The sequence below is a fragment of the Streptomyces sp. NPDC104367 genome (assembly GCF_055583825.1).
The window spans coordinates 577,006-594,784 of sequence record NZ_JBVJND010000001.1; the positions used below are offsets into that span (position 1 = coordinate 577,006).

Annotated in this window: 15 protein-coding genes and 1 tRNA gene; 7 read left to right on the forward strand and 9 right to left on the reverse strand. The window is 70.1% G+C overall.

Annotation, left to right across the window (positions count from 1 at the left end):
- Positions 1 to 66: 66 nt before the first annotated feature.
- The 5 genes from ACZ619_RS02540 to ACZ619_RS02560 form a co-directional block, all read right to left on the reverse strand.
- Positions 67 to 1,158: an RNA 3'-terminal phosphate cyclase gene (locus tag ACZ619_RS02540; RefSeq protein ID WP_469593171.1), complete on the reverse strand. Its 1,092-nt coding sequence runs from the start codon at positions 1,156 to 1,158 to the stop codon at positions 67 to 69.
- Complete coding sequence (locus ACZ619_RS02545) at positions 1,152 to 3,272, reverse strand: tetratricopeptide repeat protein (RefSeq protein ID WP_469593173.1); 2,121 nt, start codon at positions 3,270 to 3,272, stop codon at positions 1,152 to 1,154. Before ACZ619_RS02545 ends, ACZ619_RS02540 begins: the two co-directional genes overlap by 7 nt.
- 41 nt (positions 3,273 to 3,313) lie before the next feature.
- Entirely contained in the window at positions 3,314 to 3,784 is a 471-nt protein-coding gene (locus ACZ619_RS02550) for a hypothetical protein (protein WP_469593175.1), read from the reverse strand.
- Positions 3,785 to 4,108: 324 nt separating this feature from the next.
- Entirely contained in the window at positions 4,109 to 4,507 is a 399-nt protein-coding gene (locus tag ACZ619_RS02555; RefSeq protein WP_469593176.1) for a hypothetical protein, read from the reverse strand.
- Complete coding sequence (locus ACZ619_RS02560) at positions 4,504 to 4,674, reverse strand: hypothetical protein (protein ID WP_469593178.1); 171 nt, start codon at positions 4,672 to 4,674, stop codon at positions 4,504 to 4,506. The genes ACZ619_RS02555 and ACZ619_RS02560 overlap by 4 nt, the downstream gene beginning before the upstream one ends.
- Before the next feature lie 15 nt (positions 4,675 to 4,689).
- On the opposite strand from ACZ619_RS02560, the gene ACZ619_RS02565 reads away from it, so the two are divergent.
- Positions 4,690 to 4,929, forward strand: a complete 240-nt coding sequence (locus tag ACZ619_RS02565) for a hypothetical protein (RefSeq protein WP_469593180.1) — start codon at positions 4,690 to 4,692, stop codon at positions 4,927 to 4,929.
- A gap of 21 nt (positions 4,930 to 4,950) precedes the next feature.
- Complete coding sequence (locus ACZ619_RS02570; protein WP_469593182.1) at positions 4,951 to 5,586, forward strand: hypothetical protein; 636 nt, start codon at positions 4,951 to 4,953, stop codon at positions 5,584 to 5,586.
- On the opposite strand, the gene ACZ619_RS02575 is transcribed toward ACZ619_RS02570, so the two are convergent.
- From ACZ619_RS02575 to sucC, 4 genes are all read right to left on the reverse strand, one after another.
- Positions 5,568 to 5,652 (reverse strand) — tRNA-Leu (locus ACZ619_RS02575). The two genes, ACZ619_RS02570 and ACZ619_RS02575, sit on opposite strands and share 19 nt — an antisense overlap.
- A 320-nt stretch (positions 5,653 to 5,972) precedes the next feature.
- Positions 5,973 to 7,508 carry an aldehyde dehydrogenase family protein gene (locus ACZ619_RS02580; RefSeq protein ID WP_469593184.1) on the reverse strand — a complete coding sequence of 512 codons (1,536 nt, stop codon included), beginning with the start codon at positions 7,506 to 7,508 and terminating at the stop codon, positions 5,973 to 5,975.
- Between the two features lie 2 nt (positions 7,509 to 7,510).
- Entirely contained in the window at positions 7,511 to 8,395 is an 885-nt protein-coding gene (gene sucD, locus ACZ619_RS02585; protein ID WP_469593185.1) for a succinate--CoA ligase subunit alpha, read from the reverse strand.
- A gap of 11 nt (positions 8,396 to 8,406) precedes the next feature.
- Complete coding sequence (gene sucC, locus ACZ619_RS02590) at positions 8,407 to 9,537, reverse strand: ADP-forming succinate--CoA ligase subunit beta (RefSeq protein ID WP_469593187.1); 1,131 nt, start codon at positions 9,535 to 9,537, stop codon at positions 8,407 to 8,409.
- 157 nt (positions 9,538 to 9,694) lie between these two features.
- On the opposite strand from sucC, the gene ACZ619_RS02595 reads away from it, so the two are divergent.
- The 5 genes from ACZ619_RS02595 (at position 9,695) to ACZ619_RS02615 (ending at position 17,690) form a co-directional block, all read left to right on the forward strand.
- Positions 9,695 to 11,377 carry a thiamine pyrophosphate-binding protein gene (locus ACZ619_RS02595; RefSeq protein WP_469593189.1) on the forward strand — a complete coding sequence of 561 codons (1,683 nt, stop codon included), beginning with the start codon at positions 9,695 to 9,697 and terminating at the stop codon, positions 11,375 to 11,377.
- Between the two features lie 11 nt (positions 11,378 to 11,388).
- The gene (frc, locus tag ACZ619_RS02600; RefSeq protein WP_469593191.1) at positions 11,389 to 12,621 is read left to right on the forward strand and encodes a formyl-CoA transferase; all 1,233 of its coding nucleotides are present in this window, start codon (positions 11,389 to 11,391) and stop codon (positions 12,619 to 12,621) included.
- Between the two features lie 4 nt (positions 12,622 to 12,625).
- Positions 12,626 to 14,770, forward strand: coding sequence for an acetate--CoA ligase family protein (locus tag ACZ619_RS02605; protein ID WP_469593193.1), 2,145 nt, complete (start codon positions 12,626 to 12,628; stop codon positions 14,768 to 14,770).
- Positions 14,771 to 14,896: 126 nt separating this feature from the next.
- Positions 14,897 to 16,285: an OFA family MFS transporter gene (locus tag ACZ619_RS02610; protein WP_469593195.1), complete on the forward strand. Its 1,389-nt coding sequence runs from the start codon at positions 14,897 to 14,899 to the stop codon at positions 16,283 to 16,285.
- Between the two features lies 1 nt (position 16,286).
- Entirely contained in the window at positions 16,287 to 17,690 is a 1,404-nt protein-coding gene (locus ACZ619_RS02615; protein WP_469593197.1) for an OFA family MFS transporter, read from the forward strand.
- The last annotated feature ends 89 nt before the right edge of the window (positions 17,691 to 17,779 follow it).

A 17,779-nucleotide genomic window follows, 5' to 3' on the forward strand; every position in this document is an offset into this window, starting at 1 on the left:
CGCAGGTGTGAACAGCAAGCCCCACAGAGTTCCTCGACGGCTCACCGCTTACCGTGCCGGAGCTCGTCAGCCGAGGTGTACCTCGACAACGCCACCGGACGGCCGGTGGCTGACTGAGCGGCCGGACAACGCTTGGACGACGGTGGCGACCGCGTCCAGATGCTCCGTCCAACGCTCCGTCGTCCAGCAGGCGTCCTCGCCACGGACCGCCGCCCACATCAGAAGCTGTTCCAGCAGGAAACGGCTGACGTGTCTGGTGAACCGGCTCTCGGACAGCACCCGTTCGTACGCCTGCCGGGCGGAAAGAGGCAATCCCTCCTCGCTGCACACGCTAACGTCCCGTGTCCATTCGCCCCCCAGCAGGAAAAGCTGCTGAATCCTGGGGACCGGGTACGCCACGCGGACCACGTTGGTGTGCAGCGGGCCCGGCAGATGGCGTAGTAGACCGTCCCGCCACCGCGCGGCCACATCGTCACCGACGTCGCCGAAGAGGTAGAGCAGTGCCGCCGTTCCGGGCACCGGCACAAGCAGGGCCCCGGCATCGGACACCGGTCCGGCCGTCGCGGTCACCTCGCCTCCACCGATCCCTATGCAGCCGCGCCGCACGACGGACATGGTCAACCGCACCCCGAACTGGGCGGTCAGCGCGGGCAGCAAGACGTATCGGACTGCGTCGGCGAAGGGCGCGCCCGCCGTTTCGGTTCCACCCCGTACGGTCGCCGAGGCGCCAGGGCCCATCAGAGGCAGCAGCGCCATCAGCGGGGCGCACGCCGAATAGCCGCGTACAGAACGGCCGCCCTCATCGGGCAGACCGCCGGGAAATACGTCCTTGGCACCGCTGTAGTCGCGCCTGACGACGATGCCGCGACGTTCAAAAGTACGGACCGGGTCGTCCAGGTCCAGGTGTGCCGGGCCGGTCGGACGGGTCAGGCCAGGCCGGAAGATCACCTCGGTGTCGCCGAGGCGCACCTCACCGGCGTCGCTGTCCGTCCATTTGCTCAGCACCTGCAGCAGCCGGACGTGCGGCCAGGCCAGGCCCCGCTCCGGGGCGGCCACGCGGACGTTGAGCAGCCTGACCGGAACGCCCAGCGCGACCGAGAGCGGAAGCGCGGTGCGCAGAAGGCCGCCGCCACCAGCACCGGCGTCTATCGTCAGCATCCGGCCTCCTCTGCGCCATCGCCGCCCAGGGCGGCCCTGTCGGTGTCGGGCGCGAGCTTGGCGCGTACCGTTGCGGCGTCCGTGTGCCCGAGGTCGTCAAGAAGGGCGAGTGCCTCGAACCAGACCCTTCGTGCGACCTGTGCGTCACCGCTCGCCTGATGGGAGTCACCCAATCGGTGCAGCGCGGACGCCTCTTCGAAGCGGTTCTCAAACACGCGCCAGAGCTCCACAGCCCCCTGAAACTGCGTGATCGCCTCGTCGTACGCGCCGAGTCGGTGGTGGATCAGTCCTAGAGTGGCCAGCACATGAGCCTGGTAGTAGCGGTCCTCCAGGTCCACCAGCATCTCCAGTGCCTCCGAGCAGCACGCCAGGGCTGCACGATGGTCGCCGACCGCGGTGAGCGCGGACCCGAGACGGCTGAGTGCTGCGGCTCGCCAGGCATCGTTGCCTTCTGTCTCGTAGAGCTCCACGGCGTGCCGGGCATGAGCTGTCGACTCCTCGGGAGCGTCCAGTCGCTCCAGAGCAAGACTGAGCGCGTTATGGCTGTGGGCCTGTCCCGCGATGTCGCCGGACGCCGTGCACAGGGCCAGCGCCTCCATGTGGCGGTCCCTCGCTTCGTCGTACCGGCCCAGCCGCAATGCGACCCGGCCCAAATCACGACACGCCCGGGCCTGCGCAGCGACGTCGCCCGAGCGTGAGGCCGCCTCGCCGGCGGTGCTCTGGACGGTGATCAGGTCCGCCCAGTGGCCGCAGCGGTACAGATGAGTGGTCATCACCCAGGGAAGCTGCCAGGCATAGGTGTCGAGGCCGTGCGTCGCCGCGTCCTCCACCGCCGCGACAAGGTTCGGTCGCTCGCGAGCGAACCACGTGTTGGCATCAGCCAATCCGTTGACGGGTTCGACCACCGCACCGGAGACCGGGAGAGCAAGGGCGATGCCCTGGCGGAATCGCGCGTGACTCCGGTTGGCTGCCAGCCCGGTATGCAGGAAGTGATCGAGCAGCCGGCGCCTGGCGAGTTCGCGCGTCGATTCTCCGTCCTCGGCCAGCAACTCCGCTGCGTAGACCCGGAGCAGGTCATGGCTGCGGTACCTGCCGGGCAAATACTCCTCCAGGAGTCCACTGGAGACCAGTTGCCGCAGCAGGGCTCTGACGGTGGCCTTCTCCACGCCTGCCAGTGAAGCAGCGGCAGCCGGTGTGAGGTCGGGGCCACGGTTTACGGCGCTGAGCCGGAAGAGTTGTGCTGCTGCGGAGGAAAGCGCACGAGTGGACCAGGAGAACACGGCCCGCAGGTCGGTGTCCTCCTCGTCGAGAGCAAGGTGATCGAGGCGGGAGCGTTCGTCCCGCAGCTCGCGTGCCGTCTGGGCGAGGCTGGTGCCCGGCTCGGCCGACGCCCGTGCTGCCAGCAGGCACAGGGCCAGCGGCAGGCGCGCGCAGGCCTGGACCAGAGCTCCCACCGTGGTGGGTTCGGCGCTCGTGCGTTCGGCTCCGAGCCGGTTGGCGAGCAGGTCGTGGGCATCTGCCGGCGAGAGAAGGCCGAGCCCGATGTGAGGAAGCCCCTCGCGCGCGGCCAGGCTGTCGAGCCGGTGCCGACTGGTGAGGACCGTCATGCTCGCCGTAGCCGCGGGAAGCAGCGGCCTGGCCTGGGCGCTGTCGCGCACGTTGTCCAGTACGACCAGCATGCGCCGCCCGGCGACGGCGCTGCGGTAGGCGGCTGCCCGGGCGGACTCATCGGGCGGAATGGCGGATTCGGAAACGCCGAGGGACAGAAGGAAGCCGCGCAGGACGTCTGCGGCGTCCGCGGGGGCGCTCGGCGCGAACCCGCGCAGATCGGCGTAGAGCTGACCGTCGGGAAACCGGTCTGCCTCCTGATGGCCGAACTGCACTGCGAGCGCGGTTTTTCCGACGCCGGCAGTGCCGTGCAACACACAGCTCCCCGTCGCGGAGATCAGCGCGAGGTCCTTCGTCCGCCCCACGAACTGAGCGCCCAGTCGCGGCAGTTGACGAGGCGGGCGCGCTGCAGCCTGGTACAGGTGCACTCCGCCATGGACCACTCCGGCCTGTACCACAGCCCCGTGCACCACTCCACCGGCGTGGTTGTCGACCCGATCGACCATGGCGGCATTGTCACACCCGACAGGGCCGGCGGATCTGTCATTCACCAGGATGCGCCAGCCGCCGGGTCCGCTTCGGGCCCGGTTGAATCCGTCGATGACGCCGGCATCATGGTGAAGGAGATGTCACCGAAGTCGCGGCCCTGAAGGACCGGACCGTGCTGGGTGCCCCCGCTGATGGTGTTGTTCACCGTCCCCAAGCCAGTCACCTCGACTGTGCACCGGTGCCACTGGTTCAGTGCCTCGGCGAAGTCCTCATCCCACGCGGCACGCAGCGCAAGGGCATCGCGCAGCGCCCGGGCCAGCCCTCGATCATCAGGGGCCTGTGCCAGCGCGATCATCTCCGTCTCGCCCGAAACCAACGCCGTTGCATCCGGCGCTCCGTCGCACGCGGGCTGTGTTCCGCGGAAGGGTCGACGGACGATGTCGCTCAGCCCCGCCCATGCCTGACGGCCCAGTTCGCCGCCCGCCCCACCGGCCAGCGCCGCCAGCAACCCCAACGACACAGGATCCATGACACACCCCCCAGTCGTGGCCATTTCAGATCAAGCGAGTCACAGGCTACTGCCGTATGCGGCTCCCTGGCCATGTGCCGGTGTAACACCGTCCTGCTGGCCTTCACGCAGCAGAGCGAGGATGCCGGGCAGAGCCTCGTGCGGGTGACCTGATCGTCGGTCGTCCACCGCCAGGAGAGCTCGCGCTGCTGGTCACAGGTGAGGCTGCGGCTGCGGAAGCCATTGCGTTCCTTCAAAACCAGGCTGCTTCACCTGTCACGTGTTTCGGGGATGCCGGCGAGGGGGCCACGAGTTCAGCATTTCCGAAGGACTGTTGAGTGGACGTCAAGTCCGCTTCTGGTGGCGGCCTCGTCCGGGTTGAGTGAGGAAACCTTGGCGGGTAAGGCGTCCGAGGCGGCTGCGGGTGATGTTGACGGATGCCTCGTCGGTGGGCATGCCGAGGCGTTCGTGCAGCTCACGGGCTCGGAACTCTTGATCCGGATGCTGGTTGAATGTGTTCACGATGGCCTGGTAGGCGGTGTTCGTCTCGGGCGGTGCGGGTCGGCCTGAAGCCGGTGCGAGTTCGGCGATGACCTTCCGGGTGGTGACCAGGTTCGCGAGTCGCGCTTCGATCTCGATCAGGGCGGCGGTCAAGTGCTGCATCTGGTCACGCAGTTCGTCGGCACGGGCTGCGGTCTTGTCGTGCTGGGCCTGGAGGTCGGCCAAGAGCTCGATGACGTTCACGCGGCCAGTCCGAGGGTGTCGCGCCAGGCTGGACTCGGTGCGGTGAGGCGGCGGGACATGTTCGCGATCGAGGCCCAGCAGACGCGCGAGGCGGACGTGTCGGGGCGGTGGTCGTACTCGTGGGCCAGTCTGCGGTGCAGCATCAACGTGCCGTTGACCTGCTCCACGATCCACCTCTTCGGTTGCGGGACAACGACGCCGACGACGTCACCCTCGGCCACCGCACCCGCATGACACACACCCCGGCCGAACAGTGGGTGTGGTCCAACGACACCGCTCACGAGGCCATCGTCACCACCCAGCTCTTCGACACCGTCAAGAAGATCCGCCGGCAGCGCGCCCGCATGCCCCAGCGCCTCGAACGCCCCGGCCGACAACCGCAGGGGCAACGCGTACGCACTGCGCGGGCGGGTGCGATGTGATGTGAGACGTGCGGGCGCAAGATGCAGCCCGCGACCATCCGCAACACCGTCTACTACCGCTGCGCGTTCAAGGAACAGGAACAGTCCCTCCACCCCGGCATGGATCACCCCCGGACCGTCTACCTCCGGGAGGACGCGGTGTGCCGGGCCCTGGACCGGTGGATCGCGAAAGCCTTCGCCCCCGACCGGCTCACCGCCACCCTCACCGCCCTCGCCCAAGCCAGCGCGGCAGCGAACGCGGCCGAGACGCCCACGCCGGAGCAGACCCAGGCCCGCACAACGGTCAAGGAGTGCGAGCGGCGTCTCGCCCGCTACCAGGCCGCCCTCGAAGCCGGCGCCGACCCCGCCGTCGTCACCCGATGGATCAACGAAGCACAGGCGGACAAGGAGGCAGCACGCAAGAAGCTCGACACGCCACCTGCCGCCACTCGCAAGAAGGAAACCCACCTCAGCGCCGACCAGATCCGGAAGATCTCTGAGAGGCCCGGAAACATCGCACAGCGCGTGCAGGTCGTCGAAGCGGAGAAGAAGAGCCCGCTCTACGAAGCGCTCGGGATCACGATCAGTTACGAACACGCAGATAGGGCCGCGACTGGTAGGTCGAGGCCCTTGTTTGCGTATCGCTATAGCGAGTCGAGTGTCCGAGGGGGGACTTGAACCCCCACGCCCGATAAAGGGCACTAGCACCTCAAGCTAGCGCGTCTGCCATTCCGCCACCCGGACCAGGTGTCTGTCGCCTGGCCGGGGGTGTTCCCCGCGGCGACATGGACAACAATACCAAGCTTTCGGAGTGCCTTTCACCTGCGTTTCCGTCCCTGTATCCGCAGGTCGGCGGCCCGTCACGGGATGTGCCCGGACGGTCACCGGGATGACGTCCGCCGAGCGGGCCGAGGGGCTGGGGCTCGGCCCGTGCGGTGGGTGGGAGCCGGGTCCGGTGGTCGGTTCATCGCGGGGGGGGGTGATCAAGGGGCGGCGCAGGGCGGGTGGTCAAGGGGCGGCGCGGGGCGGGACGTGTCCCGGTGGTCACCGGCCGGTGTCCGCTGTCACGGCATGAGCTGGTACTCGGGGAAGTTCCCGGGGAGCCGTTCACCCGGCGGGCCCTGGGTGACCGCTCGGACCAGGAGTTCCCCGCCGACGAAGGCGCCCCGCCAGGACGCGCCGAGGCCGCCGAAGAGCTCGTCCCGGTCGCCGCGGGAGCGGGGGGCGCCGTGGCCGACCTTGAAGGCGCGGATCTGTGGCGCGAGCCGCGCGAAGGTGGCCTCGTCGTCGGTGGAGAGGGTGGCGACCAGCGCACCGTTGGACGCGTTCATGGCGGCCAGGAGTTCGGCCTCCGTGTCGACCAGGACGACGGTGTCGACCGGGCCGAAGGGTTCCGCGTGGTGGAGGGGGGAGGACGGGGGCGGGTTGAGGAGGGTGACCGGGTGGACGTAGGACGAGGTGTCCTGGCCGGGCAGGAAGCGCGCGTCGGCGGGGCTGCCGCGGTGCAGCGGGACGGCGCCGCGGTCGACGGCCTCGGCCACCTGGTCGTCGAGGTCCTTGGCCTTGGCCGCGTTGATCAGGGGTCCGAAGTCCAGTTCGGGGAGCGGATCGCCGGGGTCGGCGACCGCGAGGGGGTGGCCGACCCGCAGTCGCCGTACCGCGGGGAGGTAGGCGGTGAGGAACTCGTGGAACAGGTCGCGCTGGACGACGAAGCGCGGGTAGGCGGTGCAGCGCTGTTTGCCGTAGTCGAAGAGCCGTGGGACGACGGCGGTGAGCGCGGCCCAGTCGGTGAAGTTCCAGATGCCCCAGGTGTTGAGTCCCTCCTGTTCGAGTACGTGCCGTTTGCCGAGGTCGGTGACGGCGGTGGCCACCGCGGCGCCGGTGTCGCGGCCGCCGACGAAGGAGACGCAGCCGATCTCGGGCGCCCGCACCAGCGCCTCGGACAGCTCGCCCCCGCTGCCGCTGAGCAGGGTGACGGGCAGGCCCTCGCGGGCGGCCAGCGCGCAGGCGAGCGTGAGGCAGGCGACGCCGCCGTCGGTGGGGGTCTTGGCGACCACGGCGTTGCCCGCCAGGGCCTGGACCAGCATCGCGTGGACGAGGACGCTCATCGGGTAGTTCCAGCTGGCGATGTTGGAGACCGGTCCGTCCAGCGGGGCGCGTCCGGCGAGCATCGCCTCGGCGCCGTCGGCGTACCAGCGGACCCCGTCGACGGCCCGGTCCACGTCGGCCAGGGCGAGCCGCCAGGGCTTGCCGATCTCCCGGACGAGGAGCAGGGCGAGGAGTTCGCGGTGTTCGGCGAGGGCGTCCAGGGTGGCGGTCAGCCGGGCGCGGCGTTCGGCGAGGGGGACGTGGCGCCAGGCGCGGTGCTGGTCGAGGCAGGCGCGGACGGCGCGGTGGGCGGTGTCCCGGTCCAGGCGCGGGGCGCCGGCGACGGGGGTGGCGTCGACGGGGCTGGTCGCGGGCAGCGGGTGGCCGTCGGGCCGCCAGGCGGCGGCCCAGAGGTTGAGGACGCGGTCGCTCTGGAAGGCCTCGGGTGCGACGGCGAGGCAGCGTGCCCAGGCGTCGTCCCAGTCGGTGCCGGGTTTGCGGACGAGGGTCATGGTCAGCCCTCCGCGCGCAGGAGTTCGAGGACCAGCCGGGCGGTCTCGGTGGGTGTGCTGCCCACGCGTACGCCGGCCGCTTCCAGCGCCTCCTGTTTGGCCCGTGCGGTGCCGGCCGGGCCGGAGACGATGGCGCCGGCGTGGCCCATGGTGCGGCCCTCGGGCGCGGTGAAGCCGGCGATGTAGCCGACGACGGGTTTGGTGACGTGTTCCCGGATGTGGGCGGCGGCCCGCTCCTCCGCGTCGCCGCCGATCTCCCCGATGAGGACGACGAGTTCGGTGTCGGGGTCGTTCTGGAAGGCGGTGAGGCAGTCGATGTGGTCGGTGCCGACGACCGGGTCGCCGCCGATGCCGACGCAGGTGGAGAAGCCGATGTCGCGCAGTTCGTACATGAGTTGGTAGGTGAGGGTGCCCGATTTGGAGACGAGGCCGATGCGGCCGGGTTTGGTGATGTCGGCGGGGATGATGCCGGCGTTGGACTGGCCGGGGGTGATCAGTCCGGGGCAGTTGGGGCCGATGATCCGGGTGCCGTTCCGCCGGGCGTACGCGGTGAAGGCGACCGTGTCGTGGACGGGGATGCCCTCGGTGATCACGACGGCGAGGCCGATTCCGGCGTCCGCGGCCTCCAGGACCGCGGCCTTGGCGAAGGCCGGTGGCACGAAGACGACGGTGGTGTCGGCGCCGGTGGCCGCCATGGCCTCGGCGACCGTGCCGTGGACGGGGACGGCGCGGTCGTCGAAGTCGACGGTGCGGCCGGCCTTGCGCGGGTTGACGCCGCCGACGACGTCGGTGCCGGCGGCGAGCATGCGCCGGGTGTGTTTCATGCCCTCGGCGCCGGTCATGCCCTGGACGAGGACCTTGCTCTCCTTGGTGAGGTAGATCGCCATGTCGGAACTCCTCAGGTGGTGTGGGCGAGTTCGGCGGCGCGGCGGGCGGCGCCGTCCATGGTGGCGGCCTGTTCGACCAGGGGGTGGGCGCGGGCGTCGAGGATCGCGCGGCCGCGCGCCGCGTTGTTGCCGTCGAGGCGGACGACCAGCGGTTTGGTCAGGCGGACGGTGTCCAGGGCCCGGACGATGCCGTCGGCGACCGCGTCGCACGCCGTGATCCCGCCGAAGACGTTGACGAACACGGACTTCACGGACGGGTCGGCGAGGATCACGGCGAGTCCGTCGGCCATGGTGCGGGCGGAGGCCCCGCCGCCGATGTCGAGGAAGTCGGCGGGGCGGGCGCCGCAGCCGGCGACCACGTCGAGGGTGGACATCACCAGCCCGGCGCCGTTGCCGATGACGCCGACCTCGCCGTCCAGTCTCACGTAGTTGAGGCCCTTGGCGGCGGCCGTCCGTTCCAGCAGGTCGTGGTGCTCGTCCTGCTCGGCTCCCCAACGGGTCTGCCGGAAGCGGGCGTTGTCGTCGAGGGTGACCTTGCCGTCGAGGGCGAGGATCTGTCCCTGCCGGGTGCGTACGAGCGGGTTGACCTCGACGAGGAGCGCGTCCTCGCGTACGAGGACGTCCCAGAGCCGTACGAGGACGTCGACCGTCCGGTGGGGCAGTCCGGCGGCCTCGGCGATCTCGCCGGCCTTCGCGGAGGTGACGCCCCTGGCGGGGTCGACGGGGATGCGGGCCACCGCCTCGGGGCGGGTCGCGGCCACTTCCTCGATCTCCGTGCCGCCCTCGGCGGAGGCGATCGCCAGGAAGCGGCCGGCCGCCCGGTCGAGGACGTAGGAGACGTAGAACTCGCTCTCGATGTCGACGGGTTGGGCCAGCATCACCTTGCCGACCCGGTGTCCCCTGATGTCCATGCCGAGGATCTGACGTGCGGTCAGTTCCGCGGCGGCCGGGTCGGCGGCGAGCTTCACGCCGCCCGCCTTGCCCCGGCCGCCCGTCTTGACCTGGGCCTTGACGACGGCCCGGCCGCCGAGCCGGCGGGCGATCTCGCGGGCCTCCTCGGCCGAGTCGGTGACCTCGGCCCTGGGGACCGGGATGCCGTGGTCCTCGAAGAGTTCCCTTGCCTGGTGCTCGTACAGGTCCATTCCGGCTCCTGTCTCGAAAGTGCCGCACGCCCCCTGGACACCACCCACCGGATGCGGGATAACAAGGTTCATACAGTATTCGTCGACTGTATGCAATGTACGAGGACTCGTACCCAGACGGCATCCCACCCCCCTACGAAGGGAACAGGACCTCGCCATGCCCGACGACACCCAGGACGTGATCTCCGGTGGTCATCTCGTTGCCAAGGCGCTGAAGGCCGAGGGGGTCGACCGCGTCTACACCCTGTGCGGCGGCCACATCATCGACATCTACGACGGCTGCGTCGACGAGGGCATAGAAGTCGTCGACGTCCGCCACGAGCAGGTGGCCGCCCACGCCGCCGACGGCTACGCGCGGGTCACCGGCAAGCCGGGCTGCGCGGTCGTCACCGCCGGACCGGGTACGACCGACGCCGTCACCGGGGTCGCCAACGCCTTCCGCGCGGAGTCCCCGATGCTGCTGATCGGCGGCCAGGGGGCGCACAGCCAGCACAAGATGGGGTCCCTCCAGGACCTGCCGCACGTCGACATGATGACGCCGATCACCAAGTTCGCGGCGACCGTCCCGGACACCGCGCGCGCCGCCGACATGGTGTCGATGGCGTTCCGCGAGTGCTACCACGGCGCGCCCGGCCCGTCCTTCCTGGAGATACCGCGCGACGTGCTGGACGCCAAGGTCCCGGCGGCGAAGGCGCGGATACCGGCGGCGGGCGCCTACCGGGCCTCCACCCGCTCGGCGGGCGACCCCGAGGCGGTCGAGAGGCTCGCCGACCTCCTCGTGCACGCGGAGAAGCCGGCCATCCTGCTGGGCAACCAGGTCTGGACGACCCGGGGCACCGCGGCCGCCATCGAGCTGGTGCGGACCCTGAACATCCCGGCGTACATGAACGGCGCCGGCCGCGGCACCCTGCCGCCCGGCGACCCGCACCACTTCCAGCTCTCGCGCCGGTACGCGTTCTCGGGCGCCGACGTCATCGTGATCGTCGGCACGCCCTTCGACTTCCGCATGGGCTACGGCAAGCGCCTCTCCCCCGCCGCGACCGTCGTGCAGATCGACCTCGACTACCGCACGGTCGGCAAGAACCGGGACATCGACCTCGGGATCGTCGGCGACGCCGGGCTGGTGCTGAAGTCCGTCACCGAGGCCGCCTCGGGGCGTGTCGACGGCGGGGCGTCCAGGCGCAAGGAGTGGCTGGACGAACTGCGGGCCGCCGAACAGAGCGCGATCGAGAAGCGGTTGCCGCACCTGCGGTCGGACGCCTCCCCCATCCACCCCTACCGCCTGGTCGGCGAGATCAACGACTTCCTCACCGAGGACTCGATCTACATCGGCGACGGCGGTGACATCGTCACCTTCTCCGGGCAGGTCGTGCAGCCCAAGTCGCCCGGCCACTGGATGGACCCGGGACCGCTCGGCACCCTCGGCGTCGGCGTCCCCTTCGTGCTCGCCGCCAAGCAGGCCCGCCCCGACAAGGAGGTGGTCGCCCTCTTCGGCGACGGCGCCTTCTCGCTCACCGGCTGGGACTTCGAGACCCTGGTCCGCTACCGCCTGCCCTTCGTGGGGATCGTCGGCAACAACTCCTCGATGAACCAGATCCGTTACGGCCAGGCCGCCAAGTACGGCAAGGAGCGCGAGCGGGTCGGCAACACCCTCGGCGACGTCCACTACGACAAGTTCGCCCAGATGCTGGGCGGTTACGGCGAGGAGGTCCGCGACCCCGCCGACATCGGCCCCGCGCTGCGCCGGGCTCGCGAGTCGGGGCTGCCGTCGCTGATCAACGTCTGGGTCGACCCGGACGCGTACGCCCCCGGAACCATGAACCAGACCATGTACAAGTGAGGTGAACGCCGATGACCGCCAAGGCACTCGAGGGCATTCGCGTCCTCGACATGACCCACGTCCAGTCGGGCCCCTCCGCCACCCAGCTGCTGGCCTGGCTCGGCGCGGACGTGGTCAAGCTGGAGGCGCCGACCGGTGACATCACGCGGCGGCAGCTGCGCGACCTCCCGGACGTCGACTCCCTCTACTTCACGATGCTCAACTGCAACAAGCGGAGCATCACCCTCAACACCAAGTCCGAGCGCGGCAGGCAGCTGCTGACCGAGCTGATCCGCCGCTCGGACGTGATGGTCGAGAACTTCGGCCCGGGCGCGGTCGACCGGATGGGGTTCACCTGGGACCGCATCAAGGAGATCAACCCGCGGATCGTGTACGCGTCCATCAAGGGGTTCGGGGACGGCCCGTACACGGACTTCAAGGCGTACGAGGTCGTCGCCCAGGCGATGGGCGGGTCGATGTCGACGACCGGCTTCGAGGACGGGCCGCCGCTGGCCACCGGCGCCCAGATCGGCGACTCGGGCACCGGGGTGCACACGGTGGCCGGGATACTGGCGGCGCTCTTCCAGCGCGAGCGCACCGGCCGCGGCCAGCGCGTCAACGTCGCCATGCAGCACGCCGTGCTCAACCTGTGCCGGGTGAAGCTGCGCGACCAGCAGCGGCTGGCCCACGGCAGGCTCGCCGAGTACCCCAACGAGGACTTCGGCGCCGAGGTGCCCCGCTCCGGCAACGCCTCCGGCGGCGGCCAGCCGGGCTGGGCGGTGCGGTGCGCGCCGGGCGGCCCGAACGACTACGTGTACGTCATCGTCCAGCCCGTCGGCTGGCAGCCGATCACCCGGCTCATCGGCCGGCCGGAGCTCGCGGACGACCCCGAGTGGGCGACCCCGGAGGCCCGCCTGCCCCGGCTCAACAAGATGTTCCAGCTGATCGAGGAGTGGTCCTCGACGCTCCCCAAGTGGGAGGTGCTGGAACGGCTCAACGCCCACAACATCCCGTGCGGGCCGATCCTGTCCACCAAAGAGATCATCGAGGACGAGTCGCTGGTCGCCAACGAGATGGTGGTCACCGTCCAGCACCCCGAGCGCGGCGAGTTCGTCACCGTCGGCAGCCCGCTCAAGCTCTCCGACTCCCCTGTGGAGGTGGTCGGTTCACCGCTGCTGGGCGAGCACAACGAAGAGGTCTACATCGGCGAACTGGGCCTCGGCGACGAGGAGCTGCGCCTGCTCAAGTCGAACGGGGTGATCTGACGTGATGGCAGAGGACCGGGAGCGGCGGGTGCGTGCGCTCCTCGACTCCGTGCGCGCGCAGGGCCGTACGGCGCTCACCGCCCCCGAGGGCAAGGTGGTCGCCGACGCGTACGGGATCGCCGTACCGGGTGAGGAGCTGGCCACCGACGTCGACGAGGCGGTGGCGTTCGCGGCGCGCTTCGGCGGGCCGGTCGTCATGAAGATCGTGTCGCCGGACATCCTGCACAAGACCGACGCGGGCGGGGTGATCGTCGGGGTGGAGGGCGCGGCGGACGTGCGCGCGGCCTTCCACCGGATCGTCGAGAACGCGCGCGGCTACAACGCCGAGGCCCGCATCGAGGGCGTCCAGGTGCAGGAGTTGCTGCCGAAGGGCACGGAGGTGATCGTCGGCGCGGTCACCGACCCCACCTTCGGGAAGGTCGTCGCCTTCGGGCTCGGCGGGGTGCTCGTCGAGGTGCTGAGGGACGTGACGTTCCGGCTCGCGCCCGTGACCGCCGACGAGGCGCTGTCGATGCTGGACTCGATCCGGGCGGCCGAGGTGCTGCGCGGGGTGCGCGGGCAGGCCGGTGTGGACCGGTGGGCGGTCGCCGAGCAGATCCGGCGGGTCTCCCGACTGGTCGCGGACTTCCCGGAGATCGCCGAGGTGGACCTCAACCCGGTGATCGCCGCACCGCAGGGCGCGGTCGCCGCCGACATCCGGATCATCCTCGCGCAGAAGCAGCCGCCCGAGCGCAGGAAGTACACGCGCGAGGAGATCCTGGAGTCCATGCGCCGGCTGATGCAGCCCCGTTCGATCGCCGTGATCGGTGCCTCCAACGAGCAGGGCAAGATAGGCAATTCGGTGATGCGCAACCTCGTCGACGGCGGTTTCGCCGGGGAGATCCATCCGGTGAACCCCAAGGCCGACGACATTCTGGGCCGCAAGGCGTACAAGAGTGTCGCGGACGTTCCCGGTGAGGTGGATGTGGCCGTCTTCGCCATTCCCGCCAGGTTCGTCGCGGCGGCGCTGGAGGAGGTGGGCCGCAAGCGGATCCCCAACGCCGTGCTCATCCCCTCCGGTTTCGCGGAGACCGGCGAGCACGCGCTCCAGGAGGAGATCGTGGCGGTCGGCGAGCGGTACGGCATCCGTCTGCTCGGCCCGAACATCTACGGCTACTACTCCACCTGGCAGGACCTGTGCGCCACGTTCTGCACGCCGTACGACGTGAAGGGCGGGGTGGCGCTGACCTCGCAGTCCGGCGGGATCGGGATGGCGATCCTGGGCTTCGCGCGGACCACGAGGACGGGGGTGTCGGCGATCGTCGGGCTCGGCAACAAGTCGGACCTGGACGAGGACGACCTGCTGACCTGGTTCGGCGAGGACCCGCGCACCGAGTGCATCGCGATGCACCTGGAGGACCTCAAGGACGGCCGGGCGTTCGTCGAGGCCGCGCGGAGGACCGTGCCCAGGAAGCCCGTCGTGGTCCTGAAGGCGGGGCGTACGGCGGCCGGTGCCCGGGCGGCGGGTTCGCACACGGGGGCGCTCGCGGGCGACGACGCGGTGTACGACGACGTCCTGCGGCAGGCCGGGGTGATCCGGGCGCCGGGGCTCCACGACATGCTGGAGTACGCGCGGGGCCTGCCGGTGCTGCCGGCTCCGCGGGGCGACAACGTCGTGATCATCACGGGTGCGGGCGGCAGCGGTGTGCTGCTGTCCGACGCCGTCACCGACAACGGGCTGTCCCTGATGGAGATCCCGCCGGACCTGGACGAGGCGTTCCGGCGCTTCATCCCGCCGTTCGGCGCGGCCGGGAACCCGGTGGACATCACGGGCGGCGAGCCGCCGTCGACGTACGAGGCGACGATCCGGCTGGGTCTGGAGGACCCGCGGATCCACGCGCTCGTCCTCGGCTACTGGCACACCATCGTCACCCCGCCGATGGTGTTCGCGGAGCTGACCGCGCGGGTGGTCGCGGAGTTCCGGGAGCGGGGCGTGCACAAGCCGGTCGTCGCCTCGCTCGCGGGGGACGTCGAGGTCGAGGAGGCCTGCCAGTACCTGTACGAGCGGGGTGTCGTGGCGTACCCGTACACGACCGAACGGCCGGTGGCCGTGCTCGGCGCCAAGTACCGCTGGGCGCGGGCGGCCGGGCTGCTGGGGGGCGCGTCATGACGTAGCCGAGGAAGGGGCCGGCCGGCGGAGCGCGTCCCCGGCCGGCCCCGGGACCCGTGCGCGCGCGAAAGGCATTGGACAGGGGGCGCTGGCCAGAACTTTCGACGCAAGGGGTGCTGAGCAGACATGTCATCCATCGATCTATCGGCTTCCGTCCCTTTCAGGGAGGTGACGGACCGCAACGGCCGCAGGTACCGGATCGGCGAGACAGATGTCGATCTCATGGGCCGGACACGGAAATGGATGGTCGTCCTGCCCTGGGTGGGCATGATGGGCATCAGTTCCGCCGAGTACGCGTTCACGTCGGCGGAGGAGACGCTCCACGAGGCGCATCTGTGGAGCAGCGGGCACATCTTCTGGCTGATGGGCGTCTGGGTGTTCTTCCAGGCGGCCGTGGCCTTCCCGGCCGGGCAGTTGCGGGAGAGCGGACGGCTCCCCGCCCGTACGGCCATGCTGATCGGCGCGGCCGGCACCCTGCTGGGCTATCTGGCACTGGCGTTCGCACCGAACGTCGTGGTCGCCTATCTCGGCTTCGGCATGTGCAGCGGTATCGGCGCCGGTCTCGTCTACACGACCTGCGTGAACATGGTCGGCAAGTGGTATCCGGAGCGCAAGGGCGGCAAGACGGGCTTCGTGAACGGCGGATTCGCCTACGGGTCGGTGCCGTTCGTGTTCCTGTTCACCTCCGTGCTCGACCTGGGCAACTACCGGGCCGTGCTCTCGGCGGTCGGGGTCGGGCTGTGTCTGGTGGTGGCGTCGGCCGGCTGGTTCTTCCGGGACCCGCCGAAGAACTGGTGGCCGCCGCACGTCGATCCGCTCAGGGTCACCCAGGACCCGAGGATCCGGAGGGCGTTGGCGAAGAACCCGCCCGCCGTGAAGCAGTACACCCCCAAGGAGGCCGCCCGTACGCCCGTCCTGTGGATGATGTGGTTCTGTCTGCTGTGCACGGCCGGCATCAACATCTTCGGCATCGCCTTCCAGGTGCCGTTCGGCAAGGACATGGGCTTCGCGGGCGGGATCGTGGCCACCGCGATGTCGTTGAAGGCCGTCGTCAACGGCACCGGCCGCGGGGTCATCGGCTGGATCTCCGACCGCTGCGGCCGCCGCAGCACCCTGACCCTCGTGTGCGTCGTGCTCGGCAGCGCGCAGTTCGGCGTGCTGGTCTCCGGCCAGACGGGCAGCATGCCGTTCTTCCTGTTCTGCTCCATGGTCTCCGGCTTCGGCGGCGGGGCGATCTTCCCGCTCTTCGCGGCGATGACGGCGGACTACTTCGGTGAGAACAACAACGCCACCAACTACGGGATGGTCTACAGCTCCAAGCTGATCTCCGGCCTGGTGGGCTCGGGTCTGGGCGCGGTCGTCGTCGGCGAGTGGGACTACGACGGCGCGTTCGTGCTCGCGGGCTCCGTCGGCCTGGCCTCCGCGGTTCTGGCGCTCTTCCTCAAGGCACCGGGCAGGCCCAGCGCCCGGCGCATCGTCCCCAATCCGCATCCGCTCGGCGAGGAGATGGCGTGACATGACGGCTGACCCTGTGGCCACGAACAGCACCGGCGCCGAACGGCGTCCGTACCGCGAGGTCACGGACGCCCGCGGCCGGGTGTACCGGATCGGGGAGACCGACCGGGACATCCTCGGCCACTCCCGCAACCTCATGGTGTATCTGCCGTGGATCGCCATGATGGCCATCAGCGTCTTCGAGTACGCGTACGGCTCCGCGGAGGACACCCTGTCCCACGCGCACGGCTGGACGCAGTCCAACACCTTCTGGATCCTGAGCATCTGGGTGTTCTTCCAGGCCGGTATCGCCTTCCCGGCGGGCTGGCTGCGCGAGCGGGGCGTCCTGACCGCGCGGCGGGCGATGTACACGGGCTCGGTGATGTGCCTGATCGGCTTCCTGGCCCTGTCCCATCTGCACAACGTGTGGCTGGCGATCCTGGGCTTCGGCGTGATCGGCGGACTCGGCGCCGGTCTGGTCTACGCGACCTGCATCAACATGGTCGGCAAGTGGTTCCCCGAACGCCGGGGCGCCCGCACCGGGTTCGTGAACGGCGGCTTCGCCTACGGCTCGCTGCCCTTCATCTTCATCTTCAACTACGCCTTCGACACGGCCAACTACCACCGGGTCCTGGACCTGATCGGCGCCTACGTGATGGTCGTGGTCCTGGTCTCGGCGTTCTTCTTCAAGGACCCGCCGAAGAACTGGTGGCCGGCCGACATCGACCCGCTCACCCACGGCACCGGCTCCAGGACCGGGACGGCGCTCGCCAAGAACCCGCCCGCGGTACGGCAGTTCACCCCGAAGGAGGCGATCCGCACCGGCATGCTCCCGCTGATGTGGATCTCGATCGTGATGACGGCGGGCGTCTCGATCTTCGGTATCTCGTTCCAGGTGGACTTCGCGAAGGAGGTGGGCTTCGGCCCGCTGGTCGCGGCCTCCTCCATGGGCGTGATGGCGGTCATCAACGGGGTGGGCCGCGGTGTGGTCGGCTGGCTCTCCGACCGCTTCGGCCGCAAGCCGACCCTCGTCTTCGTGATCGTCGTCCTGGGTCTCGCCCAGTTCGGGGTGATCTGGGCCGGTGACGTCAGGAGCGAGTGGCTGTTCCTGTTCTTCGCCTTCCTCTCCGGCTTCGGCGGCGGCGCCTTCTACCCGCTCTTCGCCGCCCTCACCCCGGACTACTTCGGCGAGAACTACAACGCCACCAACTACGGCCTCGTCTACAGCGGCAAGCTGGTCAGCGGCCTCTTCGGCGGGGGCCTCGGCTCCATGGTCGTGGGCGCCTGGGGCTACAACGGCGCGTACGCCCTGGCGGGCGGCGTCTCGATGGTCGCGGCCGCGATAGCCCTCCTGCTCCGCCGGCCGGGCCGCGAGCCGGACACAGGCACGAGGGCGGTGAGCGCCCAGCCGCAGACGGCGGCGTGACGGCACCGCGACTCCCTCCGCACCGTCCGTGTCCGGCACCCGACGGGCTCCGGGGCACCCCCGCCCAGGAGCCCGTCGGCCTGCCCGAA